The following is a 24,289-nucleotide window of genomic DNA, read 5'->3' on the forward strand; positions in this document are numbered from 1 at the left end:
ATAATGAGTTCAACAAAAAAACTTATCTGTATTCTCTTAATTGCTTCGCTAATTTCCTCATGTAACAATAAAAAGCCTGAACCTGTTGTCGGGAAAAATAATTCTAAAAACAGCATCAATGTTCAAATTTCCAAAAACGAAGAATCAATAGTCGGCATTTATGAAACACAATCTGAACAAAACAATACAGATGAATGTAAAATTTCTGTTGAAATAATTAAGGCGAAAGATGGCTATTTGTATTCTTTCAAAACAAAATCCCGAAAATTAAAAGGTAAAGCTACTTTTTCCACCAATGGATCCGGAGAGAAATATATTGTGCTGGAAGGCATTAAATGGGATGAATATGAAGGAGATATAAGTCATGAAGACGAAACAGATTCTATTTCAGACTCGGGAACTGAACCTAAAGAATTTGAAATCCCTGTTGGCATCGATGCAAGTTATGCAAAAGACACACTTACGATTCAGAATTATGGCAATGCTATGAACCCTTATACCAAGATTTCAGAATGCGACAAGAAATACATTCAGCTAATTAAAAAGTAAAATTCCAAACTCCAACATAATAAAATTGGAATTTGGAATTTCTATATTAGAATTTTTACTAAAATTATCCTTTGATCTGTTTCAAAGACGTTTTAATTCCTTTGATTAAAGATGAACTGAACCCATTGTGTTCCATTTCGTTCAGACCAACAATCGTACAGCCCTGAGGCGTTGTTACACGATCAATTAACTGTTCCGGATGTACTTTTTCTTCCAACAACATTTTTGCAGCTCCTTTTACCGTTTGTGCAGCAATTGCTAAAGCCGTTTGAGAGTCAAATCCAATTTCGATTCCGGCCTGCATTGAAGCACGAATGTATCTTAAAGCATATGCTGTTCCGCAAGCACCTAAAACAGTCGCCGCATCCATTAATTTTTCGTCAATAACAGGAGCTGTTCCCAAATCCTGAAATAAATCAACAATTGGCACTGCTTTTTCCCTGTCCTTTTCAGGAAAAGAAATACAAGTTGCAGACTCACCAAATTGTGCTGCAATATTTGGCATAATTCGAATAACCGGGTAATCATTATTTGTTTTTGCCTGAAGTGTTTCCAATGACAATCCGCTAACTGCCGATGCAATTGTTTTTCCCTGGATAGCCGGTAAGATTTCTGCCAAAACAGTATCAACCTGATATGGTTTTATGGTTAAAATGATAACATCTGCCTCTTGAATGTTATGTTTGTTATCTGATGAAACAGTAATTCCTAATTCGGTTAAATATTGAATACTGGCTGTGTTTCTTCTTGTTACGGTTACTTTATGGTTTTGCGAGAATTTTGCAATCCCCAAGGCAATAGAAACCCCGAGGTTCCCTCCTCCTATGATGTGTACTTTCATTCTGGTTGTTTTATTTTATATTTTGATTGGTTAATAGCAATTTTATTGTTTAATCGATTAAACGGTTAAACCATTTTAGAATCCCAAGATTATTTTGGCAACTCCAAAATAGAGCATAATTCCGAAAACATCATTGGTTGTTGTGATAAACGGACCTGTTGCAATTGCCGGATCTATTTTATTTTTATGTAAAAAAAGCGGGACTAAAGTTCCTAAAGTCGCAGCAAATAAAATCACTACAATCATCGAAATTGAAATTGCAATTCCTACTAGATATTGTTGATACATAATCGAGTGATACCCTAGCAAAAGCAGTGAAATAATACTGCCTGAGATCATAGAAACTGTAATTTCTTTAGTGAAATAACCTCTGCTGAATTCTTTTAATGTTCCGTTTGCCAAACCCTGAACTACAATTGCCGATGCCTGAACACCAATATTTCCGGCAGTGGCCGAAAGTAAAGGCACAAAAATAATCAACGTTGAATAAGTTTGAAATGTACTTTCGTTTCCTTTCAAAACAAAAGAAGCTATAATTTCGATTACCATTCCGATTAAAAGCCAAGGCAAACGTGCTTTGGTTAATTCTAAAACGCTGTCATTTGATTCAACATCCTGTGTAATACCGGCAGCTAACTGGTAATCTTTATCAGCTTCATCCTTGATTACGTCTACGATATCATCAATAGTAATTCTACCAACTAAACGACCAAGTTCATCAACAACAGGAATTGCCTCTAAATCGTATTTCTGCATGATACGCGCCACCTCAACATCTTCGGTATCAGCATTTACAAAATTCAGCTTGCGAATATAAATATCGCTGATCTGGGTTTTGGTTGAAGTAGTCAGTAAATCTTTAAGTGATAATCTTCCTTTAAGACGGTTTTCATCATCAACTACATAAATAGAATGAACTCTTGATACGTTTTCGGCCTGAATACGCATTTCTTTCACACAAGTAAGCACATTCCAGTTCTCGTTGACTTTTACGAGCTCTTTCCCCATTAAACCACCTGCAGAATTTTCGTCATAACGCAACAGATCAACAATGTCTTTTGCATGTTCAACGTCAATTAATTCTGAGATTACTTCGGCTTTAATTTCCTGGGAAAGTTCCGCGATAATGTCCGCCGCATCATTTGTTTCAAGCTCATCAAGCTCTTCTGCAATTTCTTTGGGAGAAAGTCGGCTCAAGATATTCTCACGCAAATCATCTTCCAGTTCAAGAAGAATTTCCGCGGTTTTATCACTATCTAAAACCTTAAAAATATAAGTTGCTTCGTCAAAATCCAGTTCATCCAGGATTTCGGCAATATCAGCGTGGTGCAGATCGTTAAGTAAAACTTCAAGTTCTTTGTCGTTTTTATTAACAATATGCTCTTCTAATTGGTGGATTAATTCTTTACTAACTTTGAACTCCATCGGCTTCTATTTTTTGAGTCAAAACAATAAACTCATCTACGCTAAGTTGCTCAGGGCGAAGATCAAAGATAGTATCTTCTCGCAAATTATCCGATAAATTTAATGTTTTCAAACTGTTACGTAATGTTTTTCGTCTTTGCTGAAAAGCTGTTTTTACTACAGTAAAAAACAACCTTTCACCGCACGGAAGACTATAATCTTCCTTTCGGGTCATTTTCATCACACCCGACTTGACCTTGGGCGGAGGAATAAAAACATTTTCGTCAACAGTAAACAAATACTCAGTAACATAGAAAGCCTGAGCTAAAACGGATAAAATTCCGTAAGCTTTTGAGCCTTTTTTCTCGCAGATTCGTTCTGCAACTTCTTTTTGAAACATGCCCGAAAACTCCGGAATCTGATGTTTAAATTCTAAAGTCCTAAAAACAATCTGTGTTGAAATATTGTATGGAAAGTTTCCAATTATAGCAAATTGTTTGTTTTCGTAAACTTCATTAATATTATATTTAAGAAAATCCCGAGAGATAATCTTATCTTTAAGCTTTGGATAATTTTCACCCAAATACACCACAGATTCGGTATCAATTTCAATTACGTGTGTATTAATGGGTTTATCAAGCAAATACTTAGTCAGCACACCCATCCCCGGTCCTATTTCTAAAACCTCATCGTATCCTTTTAAACTCAAGGTATCTGCAATTGCTTTTGCAATACTTTCGTCTTTCAGGAAGTGTTGTCCTAAATGTTTTTTGGCTTTTACTTTTTCCATTTTCTTTTTTTAGATTTTTAGACCATTGAATTCTCGAAATATCGAATAATCCTAAAATCTAACATCAAATAATCTATTTTAATGTTCCGAAATCACTTCTAATTCTGTTCTGAAAGAAAGCATTTTATCGGCAAACAATTCTAAAGCTTCCTGACGGAATTTTGGTGCGTCCTCCAGATAATATTGCTCTAAAGTCGCTTTGCTATCCGTAAAGTATTGAACAGAATACGTGATTCCGCCCATTTCTTCTTCAATCAAAACTTTTACAATTCTTGCCGAAGAAAACTTGTTTGTAGCCAGAATTTCCGGAATATGTTTTTCCTGCATCCATTTTAACCACTGGTCATGAACGCTCTCTTGTATATTGGTAGTAACGTTGTATATTATCATTTTTCTAGATTTTAGACTTCAGAATTAGATTTTAGATTCTTCTTAACCTCTAAAATCTAATAATCCGAAATCTGCATTATAAATTTGTATCTCCTCTCAATTGTCGGTACTTTTTTCTGGCATCAACAAAGTAAATACTGTCCTGATGGTTAAAAATTACCTTCTCATACAAAGGTTTTGCCTTTTCAATATCTTTTAATTCGTCGTTATAAATTTCAGCTGAGAAGAACAAAGCTTCATCTACATAAATTCCGTCACTATGATTGTCAATTATCTGTTGGTATTGGCTTAAAGCCGAATTATAATCCTTCAGACTTTCATAAATTTTACCTAAACGCAACATTGTTACAGCTTCAATTTCCTGTCCTTTAAAATTCTTCAAAACACTCTGAAACTGAGCAATAGCTTCTGTTTTTTTATTTTGATAAATCAGAAAATCACCTTTTGCAAATTGCTTCAATGCCGTTTGTGTCGAATCGGCAACGGTATTGTCATTAATCAGTAAAAAATATTCCAGTGCGTCATTGGCAATTAATTGCGTATTAGCCGACTTTAATTCTTTAAACTGTTTTAAAGCCCATTCAAAATCAGTTTTATAATAACTTGTTTTAGCTGCTTTCAAACTCGCTTCATGAGACATAACGTCATTCTTTAAATCCAATTGAATCTGCGAATAATAAATAAGCGCCTGATTGAATTTCTCTTCCAAAAGCAAAATATCGCCCAATTCCATTTTGGCATCCGCTCTTTGATATTCATTCAGATTGAGTTCTAAAGCTTTTTTTATAATTGTTTTTCCTTCTTCGGGATTTTTTAAATTAAAAGCCACAAAATGTGCCTGAATTATTTGCAAAGATAAGGTAAAAGGAGTTATTTCATAAGTTGTTAGCAATTGTTGTAACTCCGTATTGATAATCGGATAATCTTTTTCCTGTGCTTTGGCAATTTTGATCTCCATCAGTCTTGCATTAGTCTGAATCAACAAATCTAAATCTTTGGTATTTAGAAGGATAAAATTCAGTATTTCCGAAGCTGTTTCAGTATCATCTTCGTTCATTGCGAACTGACTCAGATTGAGAATACTCATCAAAGATTCCGGTTCACGTTTATAAATTGCTTTTTCCTGAATAAAAGCTTTACCAAATTCTTTTTGCTGTACATAAAACCAACTCAGATAATGATTCCAAAAAACATCCTGATTTTGTTGTGTTTTCAGGATCAGCGCTTTTTTCATGGCATCTTTAAAAGCGGTATTATCAGCTTCACCATTCATGAAACGGGATAACTGTGTCTGGATTAAATTTGCATTCTGCGGATTTTGAAAAGATTCTGTCAGTAAAAGATCAATCATCAGATCAGTCTTACCCAACTGACCGTAAAGCATTCCGATCTGGAAATTAAAATTGTAATTTGGCTGTACCTGCATAGCCGTCTGATAGGCTTTTAAAGCGTATTCCAACAATACTTTTTTCTCGAAAGAATTCCCGATTCCATAAACGTCATTCGGACTCGTTTTGATTTTTTCAATCGCCTGTTCGTAGTAATTTTTGGCTTTTGATTCGTTCTTTTGAAGCTGGAAATTATAGCCTAATTCAACCAAAAAAACACCTTGTCTGTATTTGTTATAACGATCCTGAATAACCTTTTCGGCAAGAGTAAATTGCTGCAATTGCTGGTAACATTCTATAGTTCTTAAAAAATATTGTGTATTGGACGGTACACTTTTTAAAAGCTCTTCATAACTGATTTTCGCTTTTTCGAAATCACCTTTATCGTAGTAATATTGAGCAAGCTGCTCGTTTTGGGAGAATGCAAAACCTGACCACAACAAAACGATATAGATAAAGATGTTTTTCATATTTCAGTTTTTTTAGTCGTAGTCCATTTGAATAGTATTCAGTCACAGTTTTCAGTTTTTCAACTGTGACTGAATACTGCGACTGTAAACTTTTTTAATTTATAATATCAAATCCGCAGTAAGGGCGTAAAACTTCCGGGATTACGATTCCTTCCGGCGTTTGGTAATTTTCTAAAATTCCGGCCAAAACTCTTGGCAATGCCAATGAACTTCCGTTAAGTGTATGTGCCAATTGGTTTTTTCCGTCTTTGTCTTTGAAACGTAATTTCAGACGATTAGCCTGGAAAGTCTCAAAATTAGAAACTGAACTGATTTCTAACCAGCGATCCTGTGCTGTAGAAAACACTTCAAAATCATACGTCAAAGCTGAAGTAAAACCCATATCTCCACCACAAAGACGCAGAATTCTATATGGCAATTTCAATTCCTGCAAAATATTTTTTACGTGTTCTACCATTCCGTCAAGCGCTTTATATGAATTGTCGGGATGTTCAACACGTACAATTTCAACTTTATCAAATTGGTGCAAACGGTTTAATCCGCGAACGTGTGCCCCGTAAGATCCTGCTTCGCGACGGAAACATGGCGTATAAGCTGTGTACAAAACCGGTAATTCGTTTTCGTTTAAAATCACATCACGAAACAAATTCGTAACCGGAACCTCAGCAGTTGGAATCAAATATAAATCATCAATTGTAGAATGATACATTTGTCCTTCCTTATCCGGCAATTGTCCGGTTCCGTAACCTGAAGCTTCGTTTACCAAATGCGGCACCTGAACTTCGTTGTATCCTGCTGCTGTATTTTTATCTAAAAAATAATTGATTAAGGCACGTTGCAAACGAGCACCTTTTCCTTTATAAACAGGGAATCCGGCACCAGTAATTTTTACACCCAGTTCAAAATCAATGATATCATATTTTTTAACCAGCTCCCAGTGAGGCTGTGCACCTTCGAGTAAAACCGGAATGTCCCCTTCTTCAAAAACATTCAAATTATCATCCGGAGTTTTTCCTTCTGGAACAATATCTGCCGGAAGATTTGGTAAAGTGTATAATTTATTGGTCAATTCGGTTGCTAAAGCTTCTGCTTTCTCTCCTAGTTCCTTGCTTTTTTCTTTTAATGAAACGGTTTTTTCTTTTAAGATTGCGGCTTTCGATTTTTCGCCTGCTTTCATCAATTCGCCAATATCTTTGGATAATTTATTAGATTCAGACAAAATGTTATCCAACTCTACCTGAGTTGCACGACGGTTTTCATCTAATTGCACCACTTCTTCAACAACACTTTTAGCATCGATATTTCGTTTTGCCAAAGCCTTGATTACTTTCTCCTGATTTTCTCTAATAAATGCGATTTGTAACATAGCTTGATTTTTATACTATTGTATTTTTATAACGGAAGCAAATTTAAGGAAATGTTTGCTAAGAATACGACAAAGTTTGAGAGGAAAAAGTTATTTTGAGGGGTTATTACACAAAGATGCGCTAAGGTTTCGGAGATACACAAAGTTTTTTTAATATTACTTTGTGAACCTTTGTGAAGCTTTGTGGAATTTTATCCCTCAAAACAAAATTCTCTAATTTACAGAGATTCTGTCGTAGAAAACTTAAGCTCTCTTAATCTCATGCCCCACAAATTCTTCCAAAACTGCAAACATTTCATCAACCGTAAGCACTTCTGTGTCCGGATGGGATTTTAAAAAACCGGCGTTAAGTACAACCAGGTTTTCTTCCAGTTCATAAAAAGTATCGTTATTGAGCAAATCTCTAATTGGATTTACGCCTTCCAATTTTCCTTTCAGGAATTTACCTAATTTGACGCTGCTCATCAAACGGACTTTTTTGGACTGTGTCTGAAATAATTCCAAATGTTTTTCGGCACCAATTAAAGCCAGACCTTCTTCAATCAATTCGTTTAATTCTTTATTCCAACCTGAATTATATACAAATTGTGCAAAATTACCTTCGGTATATTGAGACGTGTAATAATCTAAGTAGTAACTCATCAAAGCATCTTCATGGATCAGGTCGTCGTCTATTTTTTCTTCACGCATCAGATTGATTACTGAAATATTTGAGTTGATAATATCTTGAGGATTTTCGCTGTTTGCTGCGGTTTCTGAAATAATGATTCTGCCGAATTCCATTTTGTTTTTGTTAATGAGTTGTGATTGCAAATTTCGAATAAATTAAAACAGAAAAGAAATACAATCTCATTTAAATAACATCAGATTCGTTACTACTCTTTTTTTCATTCATTTTTGCAACTAAAGCTTTTAAACGTAATGCCTGTACTTTTTTCTCCTCTCTAAGTTTAGCCTTTTTCCGATTTAACAATTTGGTATGCAAGGCCTTGTTTTTGGTGTTTTTTTCGGATCCTTTTGCCATGATTATACTTTTCTTTAATTACGTTTACAAATATAAGAAAATGAATTATTTACTAATTTTGATTTGTGTTGTGAAATGTGATAACGCGAATTTACAATTCACAACCACAATGTAAAGTATTAACAAGTAATAAATTAGATTCCTGCTAACCAAAGAAAGCCAATCTCAACACAACCTTTTGTATTATTAAAATACCTAAAACAGAGAAAAAAGTAGTTTTTAAATAAAAAGAAAAATAAATAACTTATTAATTGATCGTTTTTGTTCGGGAAGTTTAGAACTAAAAAAGAAAATAAAGTTCATTTCTTCTTTCTGATATTTTAGTACTTTTATGAATCGTAAGAGTAATCCTAAAACTTGTAATAACTTATTTAAATAATGAGTAACAAGTTATTATGAGACACATTCATTTAAAAAATAAATTAATGAAAGAAAGAATAGCATTAGAATATTACGTTTTAGATGTATTCTCCAATACAAGCTACAAAGGCAATCCTTTGTCTGTGGTTTTTACAAATGGTGATTTAGAATTAGAAGTTTATCAAAATATTGCTAAGGAATTTGGTTATTCTGAGACTTCCTTTGTTTATTATTCCCATGCACGAAAGGCGCTCAACGTTCGCTCCTTTACCCCAATTGGTTTCGAAATAGATGGCGCAGGACACAATTTGTTAGGTGCTGTTTGTGGTGCATTATTAAAAAAATTACCCATATTTGAGGAACAGGATGAAAACAATCGATTTGTAATCATGAAGAATTCCCCAATACCCTTAACAGTACGTTTTGATCCGGTCACTCAGTATCCTATCGTGCAAATGCATCAAAAACAAGCTATTATTAAGGATCAGATCCCTACTTATAAAATAGCAATAGCACTTGGTTTTAAGATTGAAGATTTAGAAATCGATATCCTTGTTCCAACAGTCGTCCAAACAGAAGTCGCACATACTATGGTTCCGGTCAGAAACAGGCAATTACTGAACGATTGTGTTCCTGACAGCAAACTTTTAATCGAAATTTCAAAAGAATATCAATTTGAAGGATTTTATTGTTTTGCCATTACTGATCAAAAGGACGGCCATATTGTCGAAGCACGATTTTTTAATCCAATTATCGGAATAGAAGAAGATCCTGCTACGGGAACTGCCGCCGGACCTTTAATTGGCTTTTTGACAAAAAACAGGTATGCGGAACTCAACAAAGAATATAAAATTCTGCAAGGTGTCAAATTAAACCAGCCATCACTAATTGAAGTAATGAATAGAGGAAATGATATTTTGGTTGGAGGTTCATCTGTTATTACGATGCGGGGTGAACTTTATATCTAAGTCAACAGTCACTAAAGAAAGAATATCAAAAACACGACTTCAAAAATAAACAACAAAAAAGCTGCATTGATGAATGCAGCTTTTATATTTTAATAGAAAACAGAACCTTAGTTCGTTTTCATTGGTGGCAAATCAAATGCGATTGAATCGTGTTCGAAATTGTTACGGTGTCCTCCATCGCAAAAAGGTTTGTTCGCAGATAATCCACAACGGCAAAGCCCTAATGCTGATCTTCCTTGTAATCCGTAAACCGTTCCTTCTGAATCCATGATTTCGAAATCACCTTCTATTTTTATTGATCCGTTTTTATTTATAATCAGTTTTGTCTTGCTCATAATTTTGCTTAGTTTTTAGGCAAAGGTTGCAAAATATATTGGGAACGATTTGCATTGATTTGCAATTTTTATGAGTTAAAGCGCTAGTTTAAATTAATTCTATTTTACTAAACCCCATTTCAGGTTATATCGAATTCGAAAGTCTTTTTAAAACCATTTGCTTTTAGTTTTTAATCTTGTTTTCTAAGATTGGCTGCTGCTGAGGCGGAATTCGTTTTTTCAGAAATAAAATTTGTCCTAAATGACTTGACTGATGTTCCATAACATGAAACCAACAATATTGATTTGACCAGTCATATCGTTTTTGCACCTCGGCAAACCAGGCGTCATCTCTCTTTTTTAATTCAGTAATGGTTTTTGCCCTTACTTCATTATAAATATCCAAATAGTATTGTACGTCATTGCCTTTGAACTCATCACGACCACCCTGATCTAAATTTAAAGCCGTGTTCCATTTTTTCTTTTCTTCTTCATTAAAATCCCTGTTTTCAAAAGTAAAAACCTGATAATAAGCTTCCGCTGCGGCTAAATGCATGATTAAAGAACCTATTCTATTGGCTTGCTCATCGTGCAAATAATCAATTTCGTACTGATTCATATTTTTGACTGTTCTTTCAACCCTGTTTTTAAGATCTTCAAGCATTGAAATCATAGCACCAATCTGGGGAGAAGCTCCTTCAACATTTCCTATCTTTCCTGTCTCTTTGAATTTTATACCACTTCCTTCTATTAATAATCCATAATTACCGTCTGTACTGGATTTACTGGATGTAATTTTATATTCTTTGACTTTGACCATTTGGTTTTTAGCAATTCCTAAATTCCATTTTGGGATTTCGTCGTTTTTTACAGGTGTTTCAAAACTCGAATTTGAAAGCTTGACAGGCTCTAAAACTCCTTTGTCATTTTCTATAAACAACTCAAATTTATCAAAGTAAAATTTTCCATTATAAAGACATAATCCACCAAAGCTTAATGATTGTGTATTCGCATCTATTGTCCCTTCTACAGTATAAGATTTCCATTCCTTTTCTTTAACAGGCCTGTCACGCATATTATCAAAAAAACCTTCTTCTTCATTTTTAGTATCCGTTCTTGCCCATACTCCTGCCCAGGCATTTGGCTCTGTTGTTTCTACTTTTACAGAAGCAACTACTTTAAACTTTTTCTTCGTAGCAGTCTGGATATCTAAAGTCTGGTTGAAAGAAGTCCAATCACTGGAAACGGTTTTTTGCGTTTGAGCATTGGCCAGTAAATGGCCTAAAAAAAGTAATATTAATGCTATTTGTTTCATCAGATTCAGTTTTTTAATAATAAATGTAAATATAATACTATTTTTTAAGTTGTAAACGTCTCTTTTTTATCCGATTTTTGTTTTCTAGCCCCGATAGAAGTGGAAATCCTTTTTGTTTTTTCTTTAAAAATAAAAAGATTGGAACGGATAGCGGGAATAGCTCCTTAAAAAACCATAAAACTCTCGATTGTATTGCTTATTTTTGCACTCAATAAAATTGAAAGATGATACAGAATCCAAAAAGATATACTATTACGGCGGCATTGCCTTACACCAACGGACCTATTCATATTGGGCATTTGGCGGGGGTTTACGTGCCTGCAGATATTTATTCGAGATACTTGCGTTTGCAGGGAAAAGACGTTGCGTTTATTTGCGGAAGCGATGAACATGGTGTTGCCATTTCGATGAAAGCCAAAAAAGAAGGAGTTACGCCACAGGAAGTTATTGATAAATATGACGGAATTATTAGAAAATCATTTGCTGATTTCGGAATTTCGTTTGATAATTATTCTCGAACTTCGGCTAAAATTCATCATGATACAGCTCAGGAATTCTTTAGGACTTTGTATGATAAGGGTGATTTTATTGAAGAAGTGACCGAACAATTGTACGATGCAAAAGCAGATCAGTTTTTAGCGGATCGTTTTGTAGTCGGGACTTGCCCTAAATGTGACAATCCGGAAGCTTACGGTGATCAGTGCGAAAAATGCGGCTCGACTTTGAATGCTACGGATTTGATTAATCCGAAATCTACGATTACCGGAGAAACTCCAATTTTAAAATCTACGAAACACTGGTTTTTACCTTTGGACAGATATACTGATTTCCTTACTGAATGGATTTTGGTTGGACATAAAAACGACTGGAAACCTAACGTTTACGGACAAGTTAAATCTTGGGTTGATGGCGGATTAGAGCCTCGTGCGGTAACCCGTGACCTTGATTGGGGAATTGATGTTCCGGTTGAGGGTGCTGAAGGAAAAAAATTATACGTTTGGTTTGATGCGCCTATCGGATATATTTCATCTACGAAAGAATGGGCGGCACGTGAAGGAAAAGACTGGGAACCCTACTGGAAAGATGAAGAAACGAAACTGGTTCACTTTATTGGGAAAGACAATATCGTTTTTCACTGTATTATTTTCCCTGCAATGCTTAAAGCCGAAGGGAGCTATATTTTACCGGAGAATGTGCCTGCAAATGAGTTTTTGAATTTGGAAGGAAACAAACTTTCGACTTCTAAAAACTGGGCGGTTTGGCTGCATGAATATTTAGAAGAATTTCCGGAGAAACAGGATGTTTTGCGTTATGCATTGACTTCGAACGCACCGGAAACTAAGGATAATGATTTTACATGGAAAGATTTCCAGGCGAGAAACAATAACGAATTGGTTGCTATTTTTGGAAACTTTATTAATCGTGTTGTCGTTTTAACAAACAAATATTATGACGGATTTATTCCGACTCCAAATGAATTATCTGAAGTTGACGAAAATACTTTGGCAGAATTAAAAGCGTATCCGGCTGTGATTTCAAGTTCGGTAGAACGTTACAGATTCCGTGAAGCTTTGGGTGAATTGATGAATGTGGCGCGTTTGGGAAATAAATATCTGGCAGACGAAGAGCCCTGGAAAGTCATGAAAGACAATCCGGAGCGTGTAAAAACGCAAATGTATGTGGCCCTGCAAATTGCTGCTGCTTTGAGCATTTTGGCTGAGCCGTTTTTACCTTTTACATCTGCAAAATTGTCAAGAATCCTAAAGAATGAAGGGAAATTGAAGTGGAATGATGTTGCAGAGAATTCAGAATTGATTCCTGAAGGGCACCAAATTGGTGAAGCAGAATTGCTTTTTGCCAAAATTGAAGATGAAGAAATACAAAAACAAATAGACAAATTGGAAGCTACAAAAACCGCTAATCTCGCCGAAAGCAAACAACCGGAACCACAAAAAGATTTGATTCAGTTTGAAGATTTCGCTAAAATGGACATTCGTGTTGGAACTATTCTTGAGGCGGAAAAAATGCCAAAGGCAAACAAACTTTTAGTTCTTAAAGTAGATACGGGAATTGATGTTCGTACCATAGTTTCGGGAATTGCCGAAAGCTTTTCTCCGGAAGAAATTATCGGAAAACGTGTTTCTGTTTTAGCAAACTTAGCGCCAAGAGCATTACGTGGAGTTGAAAGCCAGGGAATGATTTTGATGACAACAAATGCTGAAGGGAAATTGGTTTTTATCAACCCGGATGCTGATGCTCCGAATGGTGAAACGGTAAACTAAAGTTTTATAAACTTATAAAATTGCGTGAATCGATTAAGCTTTTAATTGATTCGCGCTTTTTGATTTAAGAAGATTTATAATTAAAAAATTATCCAAAATGAAACTCACCAAACCAAGATTAGCCTTAATCTGCGGAATACTTTGTATTTCGATTTTTCCGATATTGGTTAAACTGAAACTGGCACCGGGATTAATTTCGGCATTTTACCGGATGTTTTTTGCGGTTACTTTGCTATTGCCATATGTACTTTTGAGTAAAAACTTTAAACTTCCAACATTAAAATTTACTCTTTTAGCAGCACTTTGCGGAATTTTATTTTCTTCGGATGTTGCGGTTTGGAATATCGCTATTCAGGATTCGAGTGCTACGCAAGCTTCTCTGTTGACCAACTTATCTCCGCTTTGGGTCGGAATTGGTTCTTTTTTGTTTTTAAAGTCAAAACCCGCTGCTAACTTCTGGATTGGAACTGCTGTTTCTTTATTCGGAATGGTGACTTTGGTTGGTTTTAGCTTTTTTATGGATTTGAATTTTAATCAGGCTTTTCTGTTTGCAGTTCTCTCCGGAATTTTATATTCGATTTATCTTTTAGTCAGTAAAAATGTACTTTCAGACGTTGATGTTTTATCCTTTATGACTATTAGTTTATTAGCTTCGAGCATTTATTTAGGAATTCTTTGTTATTTCTTAAATGAACCTTTTACCGGATTCTCAGACACGGGCTGGTTTGTATTAATCCTTCAGGCAGTAATTTGTCAATTGTGTGCCTGGCTTTCGGTTAGTTACGCCACGCAGCACATGCGCGCTACAAGGGTTTCTTTAAGTTTGTTGAGTCAGGCAATAATTACTTCCATATTAGCTTGGTTGTTTTTGGAAGAACGAATAACTTTACAAATGGTTTTTGGCGGAATCATTTTACTTTTCGGAATCAGAATTACTTTTTACGACAAGACAATCTCGTTAAAAAGACTGTTTTCTAAAAGTTAAGGATCGAGAATTGGAACGCGGATGACACGGATTTGAGCGAATTTCACGCAGATCTATTTTTATTTTGCGACGAAAAAGTTTCACGCAGATTCTGCAGATTGAGCAGATTATTTTTTAATCTTTGAAATCATCTTAATCTGCGGCAAAAAAATTAGAGAGAATTCGTGCAATTAGTGGCAAAAAACTGAAACAAAGAAAACCTGAAACTTGAAACAAAAACATACATGTCACATAAAAGAAAAATACCCAATTTAAAAGTAATCGCATTTGATGCTGATGATACTTTATTTGTAAATGAACCTTATTTTCAGGAAACCGAGCATAAATTTTGTGCTTTGATGGAAGATTATCTTTCGCATCAGGGTATTTCGCAGGAATTATTTAAAATCGAAATCGAGAACTTGCCTTTGTACGGATACGGAATCAAAGGCTATATTTTGTCGATGATTGAGGCGGCGATGAATATCTCGAACAACACAATTCCTGTTGAGGTGATTGAAAAAATCATTCAATACGGAAAAGAATTACTCGAGAAACCAATCGAACTTCTGGACGGAATCGAAGAAACACTGCAGGCATTACATGGCAAATACAAACTAGTAGTTGCCACAAAAGGCGACTTAAAAGACCAACACAGCAAACTGCATCGTTCCGGATTAGGACATTATTTTCACCATATCGAAGTGATGTCAGACAAACAGGAAATTGATTATCAGAAATTATTAAGCCGTTTGGATATTCAGGCGAATGAATTTCTGATGATCGGTAATTCTTTAAAATCAGATGTTTTACCTGTTTTAGGAATTGGTGGTTACGCTGTTCATATTCCGTTTCACACAACCTGGGAACATGAAAAAATTAGTCACAAAGTAGAGCATGAGCATTTTAGTTCATTCGAAAAAATTACTGAAGTCGTCCATAATTTACTGTAATGAAAACACTTTTAGATTAATGAATCAATAAAAAGATTTCGGAACAATATTTGAGCGTAAAAACACATGAAAAAATTATTCTTCTTTTTCTGTATCTTTTATAATTCTGTCTTATTAAGTCAGACAATATTGAATTCTTTTTCATTAAATCTAAACAGGCCTTTAGAAAACGGGCAAATCCTAAATATTGAGGATGCAAAAACCAATGACATTTATGTTTTCGCAACAGATGATAAATACATTAATATCTTAAAATACAATAAATCTCTTTTCCTGACGAGCCAATATACTGATTCTATAAAAAAAGCAGAAAACAGATCTATAATTGGACATAGCATTAGTGATGATGGAAATCCAATTCTTTATTGGGCAACTGAGAATTTAAGAAATATAAGAATTATTAAATATTATCTGGGAACGAAAACTATTAAGGCTTTAAATTTTGACATGCCTCCTCAGAATGAATACGTTATAACCACTTTTCAAAAAAACAATAATTTTTATATTCTGTCGAAAGAAACAAACCAACAGCATTTATTACTTTATGAATTCAACAACGGAAAAGCAGAGGTAAAAATGTTTGATTTATCCGGAATACCGTTTCAGAATGAAAAAGGACAAAATTTAGCTTTTAATACTATAATTCGATATTATCCAATTGAAAAAATGGATTCTGATAATTTTAATCCATTAGATAAAACGATTAACAAAACCAAAATGTATGTGTTAGATGACCATATTCTTTTGACATTTGATTACAGTTTAAAAAAAACTCAGGTTTTAGATCTTAATCTGGTCACCGTTGCTGTTACCGAGAAAAATTTTGATCAGCCTGTCACTGAAAAACCATCAAAAACTTCAAATTCCTTTTTTTACGAAAATAAATTATTGCAAATCAAGGTAAGTAAAGAAGAGCTTTTGTTTGATATCAAAGATTTTGATTCAGGCAAAACGCTTAAAAGTGTGGCTGTTTCAAAAAAAGATACCATTGATTTTAAAAATTCACCATTCTTTTTACAGATAAACGAAAAAAAACCTCAGGAAATAAAAACCACTGACAAATTTTTAAAACAGCTTTCAAATCTAAACGCTGGAATATCAGCTTTTAAAAACAAGAAAAACACCTTTATATCCATTGGCGGATTTGCAGAATATCAGATTTCAGGTTATGACAACATACAGAGTAATTTGCTGGCAGACTTTTTTGATAATGACTATGGCAGATATTCAGAGTATTCAAACAAAATGACTTATTTTGATGCCATGCTTAATTCGGATCTGGAATTTGTAAACAACAAGCAACCAGGACCTATGGCTATTGATAATCTTTTTTATTATCTAAGTATTAATAAAAATATTTCGCTGCAAAGTATTCTTAAGCTAAAAGATTACTACATTTTAGGTTATTACGACCAGAATTCAAAACAATATATTATGCGTAAATTTACGGATGGTTTTATGAATGAAGATAACGGAAATCCAATTATGAATAAAGCGCAATTTTCAAAACCCTTCTCATTTGGTAAAATTAAATTTATTGAGAATTAATCCAAATGCTCCTATGTTTTTCATGTTTCAAAAAGTGGTTTGGATTATTTTTTTTAACTTTACAAAAAAGACACAATTATGTTATCAAAAAATATTGAAGCAGCTTTAAATAAGCAAATCCGTATAGAGGCGGAATCTTCGCAAACTTATCTTGCAATGGCTTGTTGGGCTGAAGTACACGGACTAGAGGGAATCGCTCAATTTATGTACACTCAATCTGACGAAGAACGTGCACACATGCTTAAATTGGTTAAATATATTAATGAGCGTGGCGGACATGCCCAGGTTACTGACCTAAAAGCGCCAAAAACAAGTTATTCTACTTTTAAAGAAATGTTTGAAACACTTTATAATCATGAAATTTTTGTTTCAGAGTCTATTAATGAATTAGTACACATTACTTTTGAAGAAAAAGATTATGCGACACATAATTTCTTACAATGGTATGTAGCAGAACAAATCGAGGAAGAGGCTACTGCTAAATCTATTCTGGACAAAATCAACCTGATTGGGGATGATAAAGGCGGACTTTACTTGTTTGATCGTGATATTCAGCAGTTAACAGTTACCAGTTCAATTGCTATCAACCCAAAATAAAAAAGTTAAAGTTTATTTAGAATACATAAAAATAATAATTATTCTTTTATATTTGTCTCAGTTTTATAATTGAGATGATCGTGAGCAAGAAAGACAAAGTTAAAGACAAGGACAAGAAAAAGGACAAAAAGAAAAAGAAGAATAAAGAAGTCCTTGAAAACATCAAGAAGATTGAGAACTGCAAGTCTACTTGCTGCGAGAAATTCAAAAAAAACGAAAAGAAACGCTGTTCACGTTGTCCTATGTATGACTTATTCAAAAAAACTGCTTAACACATATACAAAACCCACCAAAAATTTGGTGGGTTTTTAGTTTAAATTACAATCCTCTCTGATTTAAAAAAGACTCCAAATTTAATTATGAAAAACCACATTGCTATACCCAAATCCAGTCTTGATTTTTTGCGTCAGCTTAAAGAAAACAATAACAAACCCTGGTTCGAGGCAAATAAAACAAACTACTTAAAGGAATTAAATCATATTGAAACTTTTGCAGATGCTCTACTTCAGGAACTCTCCAAAACAGATGTTTTAGAAACAGCTTCCGGTAAAAAAAGCGTTTACCGAATTTACCGTGATATTCGTTTTTCTAAAGATAAAACTCCTTTTAAAACTTTTTGGGGAGGCAGTTTTACCAGAGCAACAGCCGCAAGACGCGGAGGTTATTATTTTCATCTGGAACAGGGAAACAGCTTTTTTGCCGGTGGTTTTTGGGGACCAAATGCTGCAGATTTAAAACGTATAAGAAGCGAATTTGCTCATGATTCCAGTTCAATGCAAAAAATATTGAATTCAAAATCTTTTATCAGCACTTTTGGAACTTTACAAGGTGAACAGCTTAAAACAGCACCAAAAGGATTTGACATAAATCATGAAGCCATCGATTTACTTCGCTACAAACAGTTTTTGATCATTAAACGCTTTACTGACAATGAAGTATTAAGTCCGTTTTTTTTAGAACAGGCATTAGAGACATGCAAAAACATGAAACCTTTTTTCGACTACATGAGCGAAGTGCTTACAACTGATATAAATGGCGCTTCTGTTTTATAACTACATTAATTCAAACAAAAAACCCGATTGCCTTATCAAAAGCAATCGGGTTATATCAAACTTAGTCAAACATTATTTGCTTAACAGCAAAATCTCATTAACAATAACTTCAGTTATGTATCTTTTTTCTCCGTTGCTGTCGTCATAACTTCTGTGTGTTAGTTTTCCTTCAATGGCAACTTCTTTTCCTTTAACTACATACTTTTCGATAATTTCGGCAGTTTTCCCCCAGGCAGTAACACGATGCCATTCGGTTTGTTCTACTTTTTCGCCTTTGTCATTAGTATATTTTTCATTGGTAGCAATATTTAGATGTGCTAATTTTTTTCCGTTTTCCAATGTTTTGATTTCAGGATCGTTACCTACGTTTCCAATTAATTGTACTCTGTTTTTCATTGCATTCATGGCGTATAATATTTAAATGTTAGTATAAATTGAATTCGTTCGTCAAATTCAACGAGGCAAAGATGCGATGGTTAAAAAAGTTTATTCGGTTGCAAACTATTTACTTTCGGTTGTAACTATTTGTAACCGTTTGTAAGTGGAAATATTTTACTACATTTGAGAGAAATCACATATATGCAAACACAAATCAATAAGGTAGAATTACGAAATTTAGAATTTGATGACTACAAACAGCTGAAAAATTCTATGGTTGAATCCTATCCGGAGATGGCAAATTCATATTGGCGATCTAATGATATAAAAAAATTACTTTCTATTTTTCCTGAAGGTCAATTGGTTATTCTCGTTGATGGCAAAGTTGTTGGCTCAGCATTATCGTTGATTCTTGATGAAAAATTAGTAGACAAGAGACACAATTACAGACAAATTATCGGTGATTATACTTTTTCTACCCACAACCCGGACGGAGAGATTTTATACGGAATCGATGTTTTCATACATCCCAATTACCGTGGATTACGATTAGGCAGACGTTTATACGATGCCCGAAAAGAATTATGTGAGCAGCTTAACCTGAAAGCAATTGTTTTTGCAGGACGGATTCCTAATTATTCGCAGCATTCTAAAAAAATGACACCCAAAAATTATATTGAGAAAGTAAAACATAAAGAACTGCATGATCCGGTACTTTCGTTTCAGTTAAGTAATGACTTTCACGTTTTGCGAATTATCAAAAACTATTTGGAAGGTGATGAGGAGTCGAAAGAGTTCGCAGTATTACTGGAATGGAATAATGTTTATTATGATGAAAGTCCAAAACTAATCAATCTTGAAAAAAGTGTCATCCGTTTAGGATTAATTCAGTGGCAAATGCGCCAATTGAATAATGTGGAGGCCTTATTCGAACAAGCAGAATTTTTTATAGATGTAGTTTCGGGTTACGGAAGTGATTTTGCTTTATTTCCGGAACTTTTCATTGCGCCTTTAATGGCCGATTATAATCATCTCTCAGAAGCAGAGGCTATTCGGGAACTAGCCCGTCATTCTGATCCGATCAGAAAGCGATTTCAGGAATTTGCAATCTCTTATAACATCAATATTATAACCGGAAGCATGCCTCATCTGGAAAATGGTAACTTGTATAATGTTGGTTTTTTATGCAAAAGAGACGGAACTTCTGAAATGTATTCTAAAATACACATAACTCCAAATGAGGTTCATCACTGGGGAATGAAAGGAGGATCTGAATTTAAAACATATGATACGGATTGCGGCAAAATTGGTATTTTGATTTGCTATGATGTGGAATTTCCTGAACTTTCAAGATTATTGGCAGATGAAGGCATGAATATTTTATTTGTACCTTTTTTAACCGATACACAAAATGCCTATACACGTGTAAAACATTGCTCTCAGGCGCGTGCGATAGAAAATGAATGTTATGTTGCCATTGCCGGCTGCGTCGGAAATTTACCAAAAGTAAATAATATGGACATTCAGTTTGCTCAGGCTTCTGTTTTTACACCTTCTGACTTTGCTTTTCCGAGTAACGGCATCAAGGCAGAAGCAACTCCAAATACCGAGATGACTTTGATTGTTGATGTTGATTTGAATTTACTGAAACAACTTCATGAACACGGAAGTGTACGAATTTTAAAAGACAGGCGAAATGATTTGTATGAGATTAAAAAGATAAATTCGTGATGAAATTAAATTTAGTTGAGGACTTCAAGAAAAAGATCCGAAATAACAAACGTCACTTCGAGTGTTTTTGGCTCCCGGAGTTATTTTGAAAACAAAAGTTGAATAGCCAAAAATGTATTGAGAAGTTTTGGTTTACATAATGGTTCCCGATACAATTTTATAAAAACGCTCTCGCTATTTATAAAATCACTCGAACTGATGACACAAGTAAGAACAATGCCGAATAACTAGCCCTGATAGAGCCAATATCCTCGTAACGTAGTGAAGAGATAAAGGCGAAAGCAGGAACGATGTTAACAAATAAAAAATATTAATTCGCTCAATAAAAAAACAAATAAAGTTGCCATAATTTCAACTTAAAAGATAAATCCATGAAAACATGCCTCGAGTGCTCCGAAAAAATTGTAGGCCGGGAAGATAAAAAGTTTTGTTCTGACGGCTGCCGGAACGCTTACAACAACAAAATAAATAAAGACAGTACTAATTTCATGCGAAATGTAAACAATAAACTGCGTAAAAATTATCGCATTTTGGCCGAGCTCAATTCTGAAGGGAAATCTAAAGCAACAAGGGACAAAATGATAAATAAAGGTTTTGATTTTGATTTCTTTACCAATATTTTACAAACCAAAACAGGAAATACCTACTATTTCCTGTATGATCAGGGATACCGATCCTTAGACAATGATTATTTTATGCTCGTAAAAAAAGAATTCTAGTACTTATATCATGAAAAAAAGCCCCACTTCGATATTAGCCTTTATATGTGTTTTAATAATTCTGGCTGTTATATTTGCTTCGATGATGCCTCAATGGATTTCTAAAGATGAAGAAGCCCTTGCTGACTTCTCAACAGAACGAGCATTCAATCAAGTTAAAATTATAGCACACAAACCACATTATGTAGGCTCAACAAATCACGAATTAGTAGCCAATTATCTTAAACTTGAATTGAACAGAATTGGTTTGGAAACCAGTGTTCAGGAAGGATTCACACTTAATGACAAAGGTGTTTTAGTGAAATCTAAAAATATTCTGGCACGCATAAAAGGAATTGATAATTCAAAAGCCCTTTTATTACTTTCACATTATGACAGTGCTCCGCATTCATTTTCTAAAGGAGCAAGTGACGATGCTTCGGGAGTTGCTACAATTCTTGAAGGTGTCCGTGCTTTTTTATATGCCAAACAACCTCATAAAAACGATATTATTATTCTTTTTTCTGATGCTGAAGAATTAGGATTAAACGGCGCTGCCCTTTTTGTCAGTCAGCATCCCTGGGCAAAAGACGTAGGTTTGGTTTTAAATTTTGAAGCCAGAGGTTCTTCAGGTCCAAGTTATATGCTGATGGAAACCAATAAAGGAAATGAAGCCCTTGTAAAAGAATTCTCAAATGCAAAGGCCCGATATCCGGTTTCAAATTCGTTGATGTACAGCATTTACAAAATGCTTCCAAACGATACCGATTTGACTGTTTTCAGGGAACAGGGAAATATTCAGGGTTTCAACTTTGCTTTTATCGACGGACACTATAATTACCATACCCAGCAAGACGATATTCAGCATTTAAACAAGACGACACTTGCACATCAGGGAGCGTATTTGATGCCCCTGTTAAACTATTTTTCGAATATTGATTTAAATGCAACAAATGCAACAGAAGATGATGTCTATTTTAGTGCGCCGTTTTCATTTTTCAGTTATCCGTTTTCATGGGTTTTTCCAATGACAATTATTGCACTGGGTGTATTAATATTTTTCATCTTTATTGGAAAAGTAAAACGCCTTATCTCTTTCAGAGATATTTTAAAAGGCTTTGTACCTTTATTAGGCTCTGTAATAATTGCAGGTTTGGTAACTTTTTTAGGATGGAAAATTATTCTGCAGATTTATCCGCAATACAATGATTTACTAAACGGATTTACTTATAACGGACATGCCTATATTGGTGCATTTGTCACCCTTAGCATTGCGATTTGTTTCGCTTTCTACCATCATTTTTCTGAAACAAAATCTACAATGACCCATTTTGTTTCCTCTTTACTTCTATGGATTGTTATCAATATGTTTTTAGCCAATAGCCTTACAGGTGCCGGTTTTCTAATTATTCCGGTTTATTTTGGAATCCTTTTATTTGGAATCTATGTTCTTACTCAGCAGTCAAGTTTAGGATTAAATTTATTGTTTAGTATTCCGGCATTAGCAATTGTAGCTCCCTTTATTGTAATGTTTCCAATTGGCTTAGGACTAAAAATATTATATGGCAGTGCTGTACTTACTGTTTTAACCTTTGGTTTATTACTCCCGGTATTTGGTGCTTTTGTAAAAAAAGGAGTCTGGACCATGTTCTTTTTTGTCCTTTCAATTACCTTTTTTATATATGCAGGCTATCATTCGGATTACGAATATGGAAAAGCAAAATCAAACAGTTTAGTTTATATTCTAAACGCTAACACTAACACTGCTGTCTGGGCAACTTATGACGTAAACTTAGACGACTGGACCAAAAGCTATTTAGGAGAAAAGAATCAAAAAGCAGTTGGACTGAATGATTTTCCGATTACCAGCAAATACAACTCACGTTTCACTTACAGCACACTTGCGCCTGTAGTTGAAGTTCGAAAACCAACCATAGCATTCCTTAAAGATAGCGTTATTGGAAATAAAAGGTATTTAAAAATAAAAATTATCCCAAACCGAAAAGTAAACCGCTACGATATTTTTGCCAATCCTAAAATGACTTTTTATAATTTTAAAGCAAATGGCGTTTCAGCTTCAGGGCAAAAAGGGAACCGCTTAGACCGAAAAGATATAAAAATTCTATGTTATTATGTTGTGGGTAACGAACCTCTTGTTTTAGAATTCAACATCAATAAATCATCTGTTTTTGATATGGATTTAATTGAAAGTTCTTTCGATTTAATGACAAATCCATTATTTGACATCAAACCAAGAAGTGACTGGATGATGCCGACTCCTTTTGTTTTGAATGATGCCGTTTTAATTCAGCAGAAAATAAAAAAATATACGACACCATTGGATGGACCGCTTCAGGTTACACCGCTTCAGGTTACACCGCTAAAAGACAGCGTAGTTGTTGCAAAAGACAGTTTAAAACCAGTTGTTAAACCCGAATAAATAATTATTATGGCTACAAATATTTCAACAATCGTCCTTAACGCTCCAATAGAAAAAGTCTGGAATGCTTTGACACAACCGGCTCTTGTAAAACAATGGCAATACGGAAGTGATTTAATTACTGATTGGACTGTCGATAATGCAATCAGATTCAGGAATGAATGGGAAGGTCAGGTTTTTGAACAATGGGGAACTGTTCTGGAAGTTATTCCAAATCAAAAAATTAAATACTCCTTGTTTTTTCCGCGGCCGGAATTAGAAGACAAACCTGAGAATTATTTCATAATGAGTTATATTTTATCTGAAGAAAATCAGAAAGCAAAACTCGAAATAGTCCAGGAAGACAACCGCCCGGGTGCGATTCAGGAAGAACCTCAGGGCGATGAGAATCCAATTTTACAAAGTTTAAAAGCCTTAATCGAATCATAATTGGTCTGAAAGAAATATAAAAGGGCAAACTTTAATTT

At 34.4% G+C, this 24,289-nt stretch carries 23 protein-coding genes; 12 read left to right on the forward strand and 11 right to left on the reverse strand.

Annotation, left to right across the window (positions count from 1 at the left end; all coding sequences use genetic code 11):
* Positions 1–3 precede the first annotated feature (3 nt).
* Positions 4–549 (forward strand): hypothetical protein, encoded by a 546-nt coding sequence (locus tag ACEN92_RS14015; RefSeq protein WP_495638975.1) that lies wholly within the window; start codon positions 4–6, stop codon positions 547–549.
* A 64-nt stretch (positions 550–613) separates the two neighbouring features.
* Here ACEN92_RS14015 and proC read toward each other — a convergent pair whose 3' ends face one another.
* The 8 genes from proC to ACEN92_RS14055 form a co-directional block, all read right to left on the reverse strand.
* Positions 614–1,390 carry a pyrroline-5-carboxylate reductase gene (gene proC / locus ACEN92_RS14020; RefSeq protein ID WP_495638976.1) on the reverse strand — a complete coding sequence of 259 codons (777 nt, stop codon included), beginning with the start codon at positions 1,388–1,390 and terminating at the stop codon, positions 614–616.
* 75 nt (positions 1,391–1,465) lie between these two features.
* A complete protein-coding gene (gene mgtE, locus ACEN92_RS14025; protein ID WP_495638977.1) occupies positions 1,466–2,815 on the reverse strand; it encodes a magnesium transporter in 1,350 nt (449 codons plus the stop codon).
* Positions 2,799–3,584, reverse strand: a complete 786-nt coding sequence (gene rsmA / locus ACEN92_RS14030) for a 16S rRNA (adenine(1518)-N(6)/adenine(1519)-N(6))-dimethyltransferase RsmA (protein WP_495638978.1) — start codon at positions 3,582–3,584, stop codon at positions 2,799–2,801. Before rsmA ends, mgtE begins: the two co-directional genes overlap by 17 nt.
* Positions 3,585–3,662: 78 nt before the next feature.
* Entirely contained in the window at positions 3,663–3,974 is a 312-nt protein-coding gene (locus ACEN92_RS14035; protein ID WP_495638979.1) for a DUF4286 family protein, read from the reverse strand.
* A 76-nt stretch (positions 3,975–4,050) separates the two neighbouring features.
* A complete protein-coding gene (locus tag ACEN92_RS14040; protein WP_495638980.1) occupies positions 4,051–5,832 on the reverse strand; it encodes a tetratricopeptide repeat protein in 1,782 nt (593 codons plus the stop codon).
* A gap of 94 nt (positions 5,833–5,926) precedes the next feature.
* Entirely contained in the window at positions 5,927–7,198 is a 1,272-nt protein-coding gene (serS, locus tag ACEN92_RS14045; protein WP_495638981.1) for a serine--tRNA ligase, read from the reverse strand.
* Between the two features lie 243 nt (positions 7,199–7,441).
* A complete protein-coding gene (locus ACEN92_RS14050; protein ID WP_495638982.1) occupies positions 7,442–7,981 on the reverse strand; it encodes a DMP19 family protein in 540 nt (179 codons plus the stop codon).
* Between the two features lie 70 nt (positions 7,982–8,051).
* Positions 8,052–8,222 carry a hypothetical protein gene (locus tag ACEN92_RS14055; protein WP_495638983.1) on the reverse strand — a complete coding sequence of 57 codons (171 nt, stop codon included), beginning with the start codon at positions 8,220–8,222 and terminating at the stop codon, positions 8,052–8,054.
* Between the two features lie 425 nt (positions 8,223–8,647).
* Between ACEN92_RS14055 and ACEN92_RS14060 the strand changes: the two genes are divergently transcribed.
* On the forward strand, positions 8,648–9,550 hold the full coding sequence (locus ACEN92_RS14060) for a PhzF family phenazine biosynthesis protein (RefSeq protein ID WP_495638984.1): 903 nt from the start codon (positions 8,648–8,650) through the stop codon (positions 9,548–9,550).
* 107 nt (positions 9,551–9,657) lie between these two features.
* Here the strand turns inward: ACEN92_RS14060 and ACEN92_RS14065 are convergent, their stop codons facing one another.
* Positions 9,658–9,885, reverse strand: a complete 228-nt coding sequence (locus tag ACEN92_RS14065) for a CDGSH iron-sulfur domain-containing protein (protein ID WP_042563543.1) — start codon at positions 9,883–9,885, stop codon at positions 9,658–9,660.
* Positions 9,886–10,048: 163 nt separating this feature from the next.
* On the reverse strand, positions 10,049–11,179 hold the full coding sequence (locus ACEN92_RS14070; protein WP_495638985.1) for a DinB family protein: 1,131 nt from the start codon (positions 11,177–11,179) through the stop codon (positions 10,049–10,051).
* 224 nt (positions 11,180–11,403) lie between these two features.
* Here ACEN92_RS14070 and metG point away from each other — a divergent pair, with 224 nt between their 5' ends.
* The 6 genes from metG to ACEN92_RS14100 all read left to right on the forward strand — a co-directional run bounded on the left by metG (position 11,404) and on the right by ACEN92_RS14100 (position 18,575).
* The gene (metG, locus tag ACEN92_RS14075) at positions 11,404–13,461 is read left to right on the forward strand and encodes a methionine--tRNA ligase (protein WP_495638986.1); all 2,058 of its coding nucleotides are present in this window, start codon (positions 11,404–11,406) and stop codon (positions 13,459–13,461) included.
* A 97-nt stretch (positions 13,462–13,558) separates the two neighbouring features.
* Positions 13,559–14,446: a DMT family transporter gene (locus ACEN92_RS14080; RefSeq protein ID WP_495638987.1), complete on the forward strand. Its 888-nt coding sequence runs from the start codon at positions 13,559–13,561 to the stop codon at positions 14,444–14,446.
* Positions 14,447–14,670: 224 nt separating this feature from the next.
* Positions 14,671–15,378: an HAD family hydrolase gene (locus tag ACEN92_RS14085; RefSeq protein ID WP_495638988.1), complete on the forward strand. Its 708-nt coding sequence runs from the start codon at positions 14,671–14,673 to the stop codon at positions 15,376–15,378.
* A 66-nt stretch (positions 15,379–15,444) separates the two neighbouring features.
* Positions 15,445–16,926: a hypothetical protein gene (locus ACEN92_RS14090; RefSeq protein WP_495638989.1), complete on the forward strand. Its 1,482-nt coding sequence runs from the start codon at positions 15,445–15,447 to the stop codon at positions 16,924–16,926.
* Between the two features lie 78 nt (positions 16,927–17,004).
* Entirely contained in the window at positions 17,005–17,523 is a 519-nt protein-coding gene (locus tag ACEN92_RS14095; RefSeq protein ID WP_495638990.1) for a ferritin, read from the forward strand.
* A 359-nt stretch (positions 17,524–17,882) separates the two neighbouring features.
* Positions 17,883–18,575, forward strand: coding sequence for a DUF2461 domain-containing protein (locus tag ACEN92_RS14100; protein ID WP_495638991.1), 693 nt, complete (start codon positions 17,883–17,885; stop codon positions 18,573–18,575).
* 72 nt (positions 18,576–18,647) lie between these two features.
* Here the strand turns inward: ACEN92_RS14100 and ACEN92_RS14105 are convergent, their stop codons facing one another.
* On the reverse strand, positions 18,648–18,980 hold the full coding sequence (locus tag ACEN92_RS14105) for a single-stranded DNA-binding protein (protein ID WP_495638992.1): 333 nt from the start codon (positions 18,978–18,980) through the stop codon (positions 18,648–18,650).
* Positions 18,981–19,154: 174 nt separating this feature from the next.
* Between ACEN92_RS14105 and ACEN92_RS14110 the strand changes: the two genes are divergently transcribed.
* The 4 genes from ACEN92_RS14110 (at position 19,155) to ACEN92_RS14125 (ending at position 24,251) form a co-directional block, all read left to right on the forward strand.
* Positions 19,155–20,684, forward strand: coding sequence for a GNAT family N-acetyltransferase (locus ACEN92_RS14110; RefSeq protein WP_495638993.1), 1,530 nt, complete (start codon positions 19,155–19,157; stop codon positions 20,682–20,684).
* Positions 20,685–21,055: 371 nt separating this feature from the next.
* On the forward strand, positions 21,056–21,403 hold the full coding sequence (locus ACEN92_RS14115; RefSeq protein ID WP_007811307.1) for a hypothetical protein: 348 nt from the start codon (positions 21,056–21,058) through the stop codon (positions 21,401–21,403).
* A 10-nt stretch (positions 21,404–21,413) separates the two neighbouring features.
* Positions 21,414–23,822 carry a M28 family peptidase gene (locus ACEN92_RS14120; protein ID WP_495638994.1) on the forward strand — a complete coding sequence of 803 codons (2,409 nt, stop codon included), beginning with the start codon at positions 21,414–21,416 and terminating at the stop codon, positions 23,820–23,822.
* 9 nt (positions 23,823–23,831) lie between these two features.
* Positions 23,832–24,251: an SRPBCC family protein gene (locus tag ACEN92_RS14125; RefSeq protein ID WP_495638995.1), complete on the forward strand. Its 420-nt coding sequence runs from the start codon at positions 23,832–23,834 to the stop codon at positions 24,249–24,251.
* Positions 24,252–24,289 lie beyond the last annotated feature (38 nt).

It is taken from the genome of Flavobacterium sp. Flavsp81 (assembly GCF_059491325.1).